This window comes from Micromonospora sp. GCM10011541 (assembly GCF_042650725.1).
GTDB lineage: Bacteria > Actinomycetota > Actinomycetes > Mycobacteriales > Micromonosporaceae > Micromonospora > Micromonospora sicca.
This window is the reverse complement of the sequence record NZ_JBHSBP010000028.1, coordinates 30,685-41,543: the sequence shown is the minus strand read 5'-3', so window position 1 is coordinate 41,543 and position 10,859 is coordinate 30,685. Positions and strand designations below refer to the sequence as shown.

The following is a 10,859-nucleotide window of genomic DNA, read 5'->3' as shown; positions in this document are numbered from 1 at the left end:
CCGGCAACAGCCCAACCCCGAACGCCGGCACCGAACCTGCCCCCGCGTGATCAAACGCGCCCGGCACAACTCCTACCGCGTGAAACGCCCCACCGACCGGATCACTCGCCATCCGGGACCACCGACACCCCTGCTGGCCTGCCCAAACGCCCAAACTTAACGGCATTGCGCCTTGACCTTCCCCTGTGCTGGAAGGTCCGGTCTGGTACGGGTAGAGCCGTGACGGCCAGGCGGTGTGCCTCGTGCCACCCCGCGAGCCGCTTGCTGAGAGGGCTGTGTTGACCGCAGTAGCAGATGGTGTGGACGAGGGCAGGGTGGCTGTTGAGCTTCGTTCCGTGCCTGATTGTCCGAACCTTGCTCCGGCTAGGCAGGAGCTGCATGCGGCGTTGGCCGATCTCGGCCTGCCGCTAGGGGTGGTCACCGAGGTCGTGGGGGACTATCCGTCGCCTTCGGTCCTGGTCAACGGCGTTGACGTGATGGGTGGCGACGGCGACGGACCGGCGGCCTGTCGGCTCGATCTGCCCACCGCCGAGCGCATCCGTGCTGCCCTGCGCCAGGCGATGGGCGCCGAATCCACCGCCATTGTGACGGAGCCGAGCGTCGTGGATTGCTGCGCGGAGCCGGGCAACGCTATCCGGACAGACCGGCCCAGCCGCGCCGAGCAACTTCCGGACAGGCTCCGGCAGGTACACCAAGCGATCCTGCGTCACTTCGCCGCGACCGGGACTGCTCCCACTGACGCCGACATCCGCGCTGCTGTCGACGCGGCAGACCTAGACACCGCGAAGGCGCTACGCCAGCTTGCTCGGGAAGACCTTGTCGCCGTAGATAGCGCCGGGCGTCTGGTCGCGGCCTACCCGTTCTCGCCAACACCCACGCCACATGTGGTGTCATTCGGCGATGTCGAGGTGTTCGCGATGTGCGCGATCGACGCCTTGGGCATGCCGTTCATGCTCGGCACCGACGCGACGATCACCTCTGCCGATCCGCACACCGGCCAACCGGTCCGGGCGACCATCACCAACGGTGCCGCCACCTACCAGCCGGCGGAAGCGGTGATCGTGTACGCCGCCACTGGTAACACCGGCCGCTCCGTGGACACGTGCTGCTCCACCATCAACTTCTTCACGAGCGGCTCTAACGCCCAGGATTGGATCAGCGCCCATCCCAATCTGGCGGCCACCGTTCTCGATCAGGACCAGGCCGTGATGCTCGGCCGCGACATCTTCGAGCCGCTGCTTGCCGGTGGGCTGAACCGGATCTTGACGGATTACGTCAAGGTCATGCCGGTGCTCGATCCGGTGCAATCCCGTATTGCCGTCGGGTTGTGGCGGCTGCTCGCCGAGGGGCACGCCGGTCACCCCCTCAGCGCTGGCCGAGCGGCTTGGCCTGCCGGAACAGCAGGTGGTCGCCGCTTTCGATGGTGTGTTGGCAGACACTCACCACCGGGACGGCAAGGGCAGGATCGTTGCCTTCTGGGGCCTGTCCCTGCCTGACATGCCGTCGCCGCACCGGCTGACCGTCGACGGGCAGACGCTGTACGCGTGGTGCGCCCCGGGACACCCTGTGGCTGCCCCGGGTGCTAGGCAAGACGATCGAGGTCCAGTCGTCGTTCGAAACGACCGGACAGCCAATTTCCCTGCGGGTAGGACCGAACGGCGTGGAGGAAATTACAGCCGGTGGTGTTGCCCTGTCCTTCGTGCGAGCGCGGGGCGACAGGCTGGGCGACACCCTCCCGGCGGTGCTGTCCAGCTACTGCCATGACCAGCTGTTCTTTCCCTCGGTACAGGCCGCCCGTCACTGGGCTGCGGCCCGAGGACGCGATGACATCGCCGTGTTTCCTGTTCAACAGGCGGCAGCCGGCGCGGGTTGGTTCATCCAGGCCGTCGTCGGATCGGCGCTATAGGGCCCGGTGGTGGTTGAGCTTCGTTCCGTGGCATGGGGCGTACATGATGACGGCAGCGTGCCAGATCCATGCCGGGTCGATGGGTCGCAGCAGGGGTTTGACGGGGACTGGCGGGGAGAGTGACCGCCTGGCCGCAGGTCACGACCGTCGCAGGCCAGGGCGATTCGGGAGAGCCCCCTGGCAGTGTGGGAGTCCGGCAATGGCTTCGACAGCAACGGTGACAGCAACCGGCCGGGACGAGGACAACCGCCAGCCGCCGACTGTGGACGGTGGCCCGAGGTCGCGGATGCGGACGAACCCCGCCGGACGACGCGCCCAGAGCTTGTAATCGAGGCGTCCGGCAGCGGGGCGGCTCAGCCCCTTTCCTGGTGCCCGGGTCCTGGCCGAGGTGCCTGGCGGGCGTGCCCGGCCTCCTTATCTGGCCAGGATGGTCACCAGGATGGCGAGGCACGCGACTAGGAGGATGATTCCGCCGAAGATGCCATAGGTCGACCACTGGCGGGCGGGTTGCGGCGTCCGGGGAAGTGGCTGCGTTGGCTGGTTCCACGCGGGAGGTACAGCCACGGCGTGGCGGCGGTCTGGCCACAGCGGTGGCGGGGTCCGGGTCGGCGGCTTAGCCATCATGTGGTGCCTCCAATGGCGTCATGGCGCTGTTCCGTCTTGGGACCGGGCGGGGCCGAGGGGGTCGGATCGGTAGTCCCGCCCGGTCGTGGAGGCCGCGCACCCGACCTTCCAAGAGCAATAGGCGGTGAGTGGCGGTGGTCTGTTACATGTCTCAGAATCCGAGATGGTCGTATTTCTCGTTTACATGCGTCTCGCAAACCTTGTCCGCCCAACCGCCTGATCGCCTTTTACCCGACGCGCCCACTCGTGGGCGGGTCAGCCGACGATCGTTTCCCTGCTCAGATGGCGGGGTACGTTCTGCCCAACCCGGGGCCCCTCCGCGGGTTGCTCAATCGTGGGGAGAACAGGCATGACGACCACCGTCGAGGTGCCCGCGCCGGTCGAGGTCGACACCGAGGAACAGCTCAGAATGGATCTGGAAGAGCTGCATGTCCGCGCGCAACAGGCAGCAACCCAGCTCGCGGACATCAATCGCCGCCTCGCGCTGTTACAGGACCAGGTTCGACGGCATCAGAAGCGCCATTAGCACTACGGCCTGCCGTCGGAACCTGGCCAGCGGCCGCAAGGCGGCGTAGCGGGTCCGACCGGAGTTCCGGCGCGTAGCAACCGCCTCGCCGGTAATCCTTGGACGTCCGCGACGAGCGGGACCAGGACCAGAAGTAGGACGCGGGCCAGCCGTTGTCAGGCGGAGTCAGCAACGCGTCAGCAAAAGGCGCACCACGCGACGACGCCGGTCGGAAGGAGCGACAGTGCCGCCGAGCGTGAGCGCGTAGGACGACATCTGTTGGCGCTGGCTGACAACCGCGATCAGGCTCCCCCCGGCGGGGGTCGGGTGCGTGGGCCGCCAGGCCGAGGCCGAAGAAGGCGGGACGTCGCCCGGACGAAGGGACGCAGCGAGCCGAACAGCAGCCCAACCAGACCTGATCGGCGGCACGCGCTCCCCGCCCTTCGATGGGAACATCAGGTACCTGTTGTTCGGCACCCCGATCGGAGGCATCTTGGTCGCACCACTTGTCATCCCGCTCGCCGCCCTGATTGCCGCCGGGGTCGGCGCAGCTGGCAAGGGCGTCACCGATCTGGTCCAGGCGAACAAGACGGCGAAGGCGGCGCAGCGCGACCATGAGCTGGCAGTCAGCGCTGTTGAGGTCTGCCAGGGCCGTACGCACGAGTTTGCGGAGGACTACGGCAAGGATCAACTTCGCGCACAAGCCGAGACGATCGGCCGATTCGCCGCGTGGCTTGAGAAGAACGAGCACCTTGTTGAGCGGCTCGACCGCGAGGTCGTTGCGGGTGTGGAAGTTGCGGTGCCCTCATTGCCGAAGTTGAAGTTCGACGTCGAACAGGCGCGGACGGGGCTGACCGGCGGGTTCGGAGCTCTGGGTGCGGCGGCCAGCGCACAGGGCGCCGCCCTGTGGGGTGTGTCTGCTTTCGCGTCGGCGAGCACGGGCGCTGCCATCGGTGGTCTCAGCGGTGCGGCCGCCACGAATGCGACCCTCGCGTGGCTTGGGGGCGGATCGCTTGCGGCGGGCGGCGGCGGCATGGCTGCGGGTGCGGTCGTTCTGAACTTGATCATGATCGCTCCTGCAGCGTTCATCACGGGTATCACTGTCGGCATCCTCGGTGCCAAGCAGAAGACCAAAGCGCGGGAGTACGCGGCGAAGGTCGCGGTGTCCATTGAGAACATGGAGACTGCGAAAGCACTGTTGAAGAGCGTCGACGCGCGTATCAGTGAACTGCAGGCAGTTCTCTCCGGGTTGGTCGTCCGGGCGGAGCACGCGGTCGACGAGCTCGAAGTCCTCGACTTCGATCCTGACGTTCACGGCGCGGACTTCCTTCGGGCGCTGCAACTCGTGACCGCGATTGGTGAGGTGATCGAGACACCCGTTCTCGATCCTGACACCGGTCAACTCACCGAAGTGTCGATCAAGATCGTGGAGAAGTACTCATGAGCAAGGTCCCGAATATCACGTTTCTGGGCAAGCCGGCCTCTGTCGTTGGCAAGGCGGCGCAGGTTGTCGACCTGGGCCAGGTGCTCTCCCAGATGGTCGGTACCGCAGACCAGTGGGTGAAGGTCATCCAGGAGGAGTCGACGCGGCGCGAAGAGATCCGTGCTTGGGAGGCAACCGAGCGGGAACGGATCGTCGCGCAGCGCGACGTACTGCTCCGCGGGCTGGAGCTGACCCACGACGAGCGCCGTGAGAACTTCCGGCGCCTGTTCGACAACCTTGACGTCGCGATGCGCAAGGACGATGCCACGACGGCAGCAAGCTTGCTCGACTCGATCACGGAGCTCGCCAAGTCGAGCCCCTTCAAGGACCTCGGGAACGTCGAATTCGTCGTCCACGAGCTCAAGCAGCCTGATCGCACCTGGAAGATGTAGTCAGCATGCCGGTTGCCGCTGATCTCCGACGGCGGCGGGTTCGGGATCAGGACCACGCCCGTCCTGCAGTTCATATCGCAGGCGAGGTCGGAGTGGGGCCTCAACGCCGCCGGCACGATCCTCGGCGACGGGTCGCCAAGGACCCCCAAGATCTCTCCGCCCTCATCGGCGATTGCGACGAGCCCCGCGATCTGCCCGACCCCAGCTGTTGACATCAACGGTGGCGGCCGAGGCCGGACTAACTAGACAAGTCACATCGTTCCAGATCAGAAGGCACTTTCGCGTCCCCGGGACCGCCGCCGCGCAGCCCTTGACGAAGGGCCGAGGTTAGCTGTTCGCCGCCTGAGTCGCCGGGCGACCCATCGGTGAATCGCTATGACATGATGCCATCCGTGACTGCCGTGCGTGGACTACTCCTGATCGTTATTCTGAGCGTGCTCGCAATGGCCGGCGCTATCCTGGCGAACTGGATCCCTCGTCCGGCGACAATGCGAACCCGTTGGGTATTGGCTGGCTTGGCTGGGGTGGTGCTGGTGAGCGCGGTCCTCGGCTTACTGGCCGACGGGAGGCAGCCAGCGCTTGGCCGGCGGCCGTTGCCGGACTGGGTGTCGGGGGTGAACAAGAGTTGCGCGGTCGCGCGACCGCGGGCGGATGCCGCACGCGAGCGCAACGATGCGGCGCAGTCTCGACAGGAAACCGTTTCGGCCTTGCAAGATCTGGAAGCCGCTCATTCGGATCTGCACAAAAAGGTCAGTGGCCTCGAACTGCCATCGGATCCGAACGATAGGGACAAGGCGAAGGACTGGCTGGACGTGTACGGCGTCCGGCTCGACCGATTGGCAACCTTCGTGGATCTGATGCAGGAGGCAGAGGTGCCCCCGGAGACCGCCATAACTCAGGCGGCACAGTTGTATGCCGAGGCGACCACGACGGCAAAGCGCAAAGATGAGGCCCTCGGCATCTCGTGTCCGTAATTTCGTGAGATGCGAAGGCGACTACCGTCAGCCCGCCGGCGAGAGCCCGCATGGTCGATGAGACCGGCTCGCCATGATGCTTCGGCAGCATCATGGCAGTCCCAGGCTGATAACCGACGCACCGAGCAGAATACACGCGAATGTGATGGCATCGGCGCAATAGGAGCTTGAATCGCAGGTCAAACGGCTGCAGGCAATAGATGGGCGTCGGTTTAGGGAACCGATGCTCTATCCCCTGAGCTACGAGGGCGCGGGGGCCTAGTCTAGCGACCTGGGGGTTCACCTGGGGTGGCAGGGAGTGGCCCACGTTCACCCACGTCACCCGGACCCCCGTTCTCCCAGGCCAGGACCACACGCGGAGCACACGAACCCCGGAATGCGACCGGCGGTCGGCCACGGTGACCCGGGTTGGCACCGGTTCACCCGGGTTGACATCCGCTGGAGAGCACACAGCGCGCACATCATCGAAGATCAACAACATTTCGTGCGCATACCTACCGTCGGCGCCGCCACCGGAGAACCACGGAGTGCTCACCCCGGAGTCGCTCGGACCGGCCGCGATTCTGGCCATGGCGGTCCCACAAGCGTCCGCACATGCCGATGAGATGACATGCATCGGCTTCGTTCGGCGTGGCCGGGGGGGCTGTCGACGCGCTCCGCGTTGCTTCCGGGTCTTGACAGATCCGGTTTCGCGGGGGCCTCCTCAGCTCAGACGCATTGACGAGAGTCGGCTCTCGGTGCGTTGGACATCGGTGGTCACGGAGCTTGAGGAGGTCCCGCGATGTCAATCGTAGGTGGCTTGGACATCCACCGGAACCAGTTGACGTTCGACTACGTCGAGACGGAGACGGGCAGGCAGGAGCGGGGCCGTATCGCCGCGGCCGACCGGGAGCGCCTGGCCGCCTGGCTGACCCGTTTCGACACGAGCACGTCGGTGGCGTTTGCGTTGGAGGGGTGCACCGGCTGGCGATACGTGGTGGAGGAGATGCACAAGGCCGGAGTGCATCCGCACCTGGCCGAGCCGGCCGACACCGCCGCGCTGCGCGGACCTAAGAGGCGCGCCAAGACGGATAAGGCGGACGCGAAGCACCTGCGGGAGCTCCTCGACGCCGGCAGGCTGCCGGAGTGCTACATCCCGCCCGAACCGGTGCTGGAGTGGCGGGCCATCCTGGAGCTCTACAGCGACCTGCGGGCCGAGCACACCGGGTGGGCGCAACGTGTCCATGCGACCTGCTTCCACCAGGGCACCACCGCGCTGGGCCAGGCGGGGGTGGTCCGCGGCAGCCGCGAGAGGCTGATGCGCATCGTCTCGGAGCAGCTGTCGCCGGCGGGACGGCTGCAGGTGAACACCGCATTGTCGGTCATGGACACCCTGGATGAGCATCTTGGCCGGCTGCGCCAGCGGATCGTGGCCACCGCCCGGCAGGTGGCCGGGGCGCAGGCGCTCATGGACGCCATCTACGGGGTCGGGCCGATGACCAGCCTGGCGCTGGTGTGCTGGCTCGGCGGCGCGGACCGCTTCTCAGCCTCCCGCAAGGCGGTGAGGTTCGTCGGCCTGGACATCACCGTGCGCTCCTCGGACAGCAAACGAAGCCCGGGCCGGCTGTCGCGGCAAGGGCCCGAGGTGCTGCGCTGGCTGCTGTTCGAGGCGGCCAAGACCTCCGCGCGAAGCCACGCCCCGGCTCACGGCTACTACACCTCGGTGCGGGAACGCTACGACGGCAACCGGGCCGCGCTGTCCCAGGCCCGGCGCATCGTCCGCCACGCCGTGCACATCCTCACCGACCTCGGCGACGACGCATTCACCATCACCCGCCAACCCACCTCGTCGTCCGCGGTGGCCACCCGGTGACGTCCGGGGATGTGGACGTGGACCGGCAAACAGTCATCGCGATGGGGTACCAACCGCGGCCAGCTCCCGCCAATCCGCTGTCAGACCGCGTCCCCGCCGGCCACCGGCGCCGCGGACGGCCCTATGAGACTGAGCGGCCGCACCCCCGCCGGGCGGGGGTCACCCAATCGATCATCATGTCTCGGGCTCAGCCAACTCGTGCCCGAAGGCCATAGGTAAGCCTGGCTGCCCCCGCCCACACCCCGCACCACCACCAGGGACCCCACCAACCACCGCCCGAGGAGCCGCCCACCCCGCACACCAACACCGCTCCCACCAACCTCTTCCCCCGCCCCCGGCGCCTGATCATCCGCCCACCGCCGGCCGCGTCAAGGGCACCTACGGCGTCGCTCCGCGACCGCGCACGCGCGGCCCTTGACCCGACCACCCGCAGGCGGTCTACAGCACCCATCGGGGGCAGGGAGGAAAATGGACCACGCCCAAAACCACCTGGTCAGTACTCGAAACACCTCGTTGACGCACACCCTTGATGCAGGTAAGCGGATGCCGCTGGGACTGGCCGCCCTCTTGGTGGTTCTTCCCGTCACCTGAGGCCAAAGCAGCCGGAGTCGAGGTCGGCCGCTGGGAGCTTGAGCATGTGTCGGCTGCGTCCGATCGTTTCGACAAGGCGACGGCGCAACGCGACAGGATGATTCATGAGACCAAGCAGTTCAGACGCCTCCGCAGCCAAATCATGCTCCCACTCCACCTGCAGGTCAGCCGACACGACCTCGGTGAGGCTTCGCGCCGCCGCCGACAAATCTCCGCTGAGGGCGGCTGCCGCGCCACTGTGAAATGCGTGCCATAAGGGTGATTCGCCCAACCGGGTCGGCCGTCCGGTCAGGCGTGCGGCCACCGCGGCGACGTCAGGAAGCTGCGTGCGCAGCTCAGTCACCCGAGCCGCCGCGACCTTGACCGCCAATGCCACGTCACGCGTGAACTGGTCGGTATTCAGGAAGTCGGCCTGCTGTCGCCAACCCCCCTCGCCGAGCGGCGGCTCCGAGACGAAAGTCGCGTCATCGCGCCAGTACAAACGGCAACCTTCGTCGAAGGCCCAGAAGACGCGCTCGGTCCAGAGCCACATGGCGCCTACGTTCACATACGTGCCGGGGCTCCGTCCGGGCTGGAACTCGACGACGATCAAAGACCATCCGCGGTCGTCGTACCAGGTCCGCCCTCGATTCTTCTGCGTCAGACCGAGGGGATGCAAGGTAGAGCGTGCCGCAGCCGTGATCAACCTCTGGATGACAAGACGTTCCGACACCCGGTGATTATCGCCGCGCGCGGTGGGACGAGCGATCGGGTGCGCGGATCTGCCGCGAATCGCGCGCTACGCTGTGTCACTCCTCGCGGGTGGCGCGCTCGTATCCGTTTTCCCTCTCGGGCCTCCGATTGATCGAATAGCGCGGTGGCCGGGTGGAAGAAGAAGCTGACAGAACGTGAGGAGCAGCAGCGAGCCGAGGTGCTAGGGCTGCCCGTTTTGCCGTTGCGTCGGCACGGCCGGGTGATGGCCGCTCGTGCCGCGGCCAGGCTCCGGGTCCGGCTTGTGGGCAGCTGAAGGCGGATCCAGCGGTGCGGGCGATCGGCCCGGAGGCGGGTGCCCGCACCGCCGGGAACGGCGCTAGCTGCGGTAGCGGAAGACGATTCGGCCTCGGGTCAGGTCGTAGGGGCTCAGCTCTACGAGCACCCGGTCGTACGGAAGGATCTTGATGTAGTTCTTACGGATTTTTCCGCTGATGTGGGCCAGCACCTTGTGGCCGTTCTGGAGTTCCACCCTGAAGGTGGCGTTGCGCAGGCATTCGAGGACGGTGCCCTCGAGTTCGATGCCGTTTGATGTTCTTGCCATGGTCAGCGCCTCCTCTCGTTCGCGGTCACCGGAGGGCCAGTTCGAGGTTGCTGCCGGTGCGCCGGGCGCCGATGCCCTCGAACAGCGCCGTGGCGGCCATGTTGGATTCGGTCACCTCGGCCGAGGCCGTTTCCTTGCCGATGTGGTGCAACGCGCCCAGCGTGTGTGCCAGCAGCGCCCGGGCGATGCCGCGGCGTTGACGGTCGGCCCGGACGGCGATCAGCCCTATGCGTGGCAGCCGGGTCACCATCGCGACCCGCAGCAGACCCACGTATTGGCCGCACTGTGCCGCCACGGCGTACTTCGACGGGTCCAGCACGGGAAGAACCAAGACTTCGGCCGGCATGTCCTGCCATCCAGGGCCGGCCGCCACCTCGTCGCGGATCGTGCCGTCCAGGGCGCGTAGCGGAGCCTCCTCCGCACTGCCGAAGGCCCTTATCGTCACGCCGGACGGCGGCAGAGCCGAGTCGAGGCCCGTGGCGCGTGGGTCAGTGGGCACCGAGTACTCCCACTCCCGGCGCCGTGTTGTGAAGCCGGCTCGCTGCCACTGGGCGGTCAGGTCGAGGTCGGCCTCGTCGACCACCGTGTGCAGCGGCCTCCGCAGGGCCGTCAGCATGGCCTCGGCCAGCCGGTCGAAGGCCGCGCCGTGCCAGGCGTCGATGCTGACGAACATCCGCCCGTCGGGCCGGCGCGACGCCTCGCCGCGGCCGACCACGAGGTCGTCCTCCAGCGCATGCCATTGGCCGGGTGCGACGCGCGAAATCAGCACGGCGTGGCTGAATTCCACATGATTCATAAGTTGGTGCCTTTCGGGATCGCCATTGTTGGGCGCTCCCGGCGACACCTACGTGAGTAGCCGGTCCGTGACGACGAGGGGAGCACCCACATCGATACAAACGTTCACGGGTCTCACCTCCTCAGGCAGTGTCACGGCGCGACGGAAGCTACCAGCCCGCCCGTCACACCGTCCAACCATTTTGCGGCGCGTGCGCGATGCCGCACCCATTCCATGATCGAAAGGGGGAATGGCCGTATCCCTACGGCCACGGCGCGGGCAGACCGCGCTCGGCCGTCGTCACGGGCGGGTGAGCCGATCCGCCGTCCGTCCACCACACAGCGTCACGGCGAACCTGCCGGCAGACGCGCGGACGTGCCGAGAAGAGTGCGTCTACCGTCGGGTCAACACCTGAGACCTGCGGGCCGCGGGCGGCTGCGGTGGAGGACCGAAGTCGGGTGCT

The 10,859-nt window shown here is 67.0% G+C and carries 10 protein-coding genes; 7 read left to right on the top strand and 3 right to left on the bottom strand.

What is annotated here, in order from left to right; all coding sequences use genetic code 11:
* The first annotated feature begins 314 nt into the window (after positions 1 to 314).
* From ACFOYX_RS12425 to ACFOYX_RS12395, 7 genes are all read left to right on the top strand, one after another.
* Complete coding sequence (locus ACFOYX_RS12425) at positions 315 to 1,496, top strand: alkylmercury lyase family protein (RefSeq protein WP_322440038.1); 1,182 nt, start codon at positions 315 to 317, stop codon at positions 1,494 to 1,496.
* A 68-nt stretch (positions 1,497 to 1,564) separates the two neighbouring features.
* Positions 1,565 to 1,906, top strand: coding sequence for an organomercurial lyase (merB, locus tag ACFOYX_RS12420; protein ID WP_322475092.1), 342 nt, complete (start codon positions 1,565 to 1,567; stop codon positions 1,904 to 1,906).
* Between the two features lie 973 nt (positions 1,907 to 2,879).
* Entirely contained in the window at positions 2,880 to 3,056 is a 177-nt protein-coding gene (locus tag ACFOYX_RS12415) for a hypothetical protein (RefSeq protein ID WP_322440039.1), read from the top strand.
* Positions 3,057 to 3,366: 310 nt separating this feature from the next.
* A complete protein-coding gene (locus tag ACFOYX_RS12410; protein ID WP_322440040.1) occupies positions 3,367 to 4,479 on the top strand; it encodes a hypothetical protein in 1,113 nt (370 codons plus the stop codon).
* A complete protein-coding gene (locus tag ACFOYX_RS12405; protein ID WP_322440041.1) occupies positions 4,476 to 4,910 on the top strand; it encodes a hypothetical protein in 435 nt (144 codons plus the stop codon). Before ACFOYX_RS12410 ends, ACFOYX_RS12405 begins: the two co-directional genes overlap by 4 nt.
* A gap of 392 nt (positions 4,911 to 5,302) precedes the next feature.
* The gene (locus ACFOYX_RS12400; RefSeq protein WP_322440042.1) at positions 5,303 to 5,884 is read left to right on the top strand and encodes a hypothetical protein; all 582 of its coding nucleotides are present in this window, start codon (positions 5,303 to 5,305) and stop codon (positions 5,882 to 5,884) included.
* A 781-nt stretch (positions 5,885 to 6,665) separates the two neighbouring features.
* The gene (locus tag ACFOYX_RS12395) at positions 6,666 to 7,736 is read left to right on the top strand and encodes an IS110 family transposase (protein WP_322440043.1); all 1,071 of its coding nucleotides are present in this window, start codon (positions 6,666 to 6,668) and stop codon (positions 7,734 to 7,736) included.
* A gap of 583 nt (positions 7,737 to 8,319) precedes the next feature.
* Here the strand turns inward: ACFOYX_RS12395 and ACFOYX_RS12390 are convergent.
* The 3 genes from ACFOYX_RS12390 to ACFOYX_RS12380 form a co-directional block, all read right to left on the bottom strand.
* Complete coding sequence (locus tag ACFOYX_RS12390) at positions 8,320 to 9,039, bottom strand: hypothetical protein (RefSeq protein ID WP_322440044.1); 720 nt, start codon at positions 9,037 to 9,039, stop codon at positions 8,320 to 8,322.
* A 357-nt stretch (positions 9,040 to 9,396) separates the two neighbouring features.
* Positions 9,397 to 9,621: a translation initiation factor IF-1 gene (infA, locus tag ACFOYX_RS12385; RefSeq protein WP_151462372.1), complete on the bottom strand. Its 225-nt coding sequence runs from the start codon at positions 9,619 to 9,621 to the stop codon at positions 9,397 to 9,399.
* Between the two features lie 25 nt (positions 9,622 to 9,646).
* A complete protein-coding gene (locus ACFOYX_RS12380; RefSeq protein ID WP_322440165.1) occupies positions 9,647 to 10,417 on the bottom strand; it encodes a GNAT family N-acetyltransferase in 771 nt (256 codons plus the stop codon).
* Positions 10,418 to 10,859: the final 442 nt, after the last annotated feature.

Bases quoted from the DNA above. Each gene is read 5' to 3' on its own strand.
- ACFOYX_RS12415 (WP_322440039.1), top strand. From the start codon at position 2,880: ATGACGACCACCGTCGAGGTGCCCGCGCCGGTCGAGGTCGACACCGAG.
- ACFOYX_RS12405 (WP_322440041.1), top strand. From the start codon at position 4,476: ATGAGCAAGGTCCCGAATATCACGTTTCTGGGCAAGCCGGCCTCTGTC.
- ACFOYX_RS12395 (WP_322440043.1), top strand. From the start codon at position 6,666: ATGTCAATCGTAGGTGGCTTGGACATCCACCGGAACCAGTTGACGTTC.
- infA (WP_151462372.1), bottom strand. From the start codon at position 9,621: ATGGCAAGAACATCAAACGGCATCGAACTCGAGGGCACCGTCCTCGAA.
- ACFOYX_RS12380 (WP_322440165.1), bottom strand. From the start codon at position 10,417: ATGAATCATGTGGAATTCAGCCACGCCGTGCTGATTTCGCGCGTCGCA.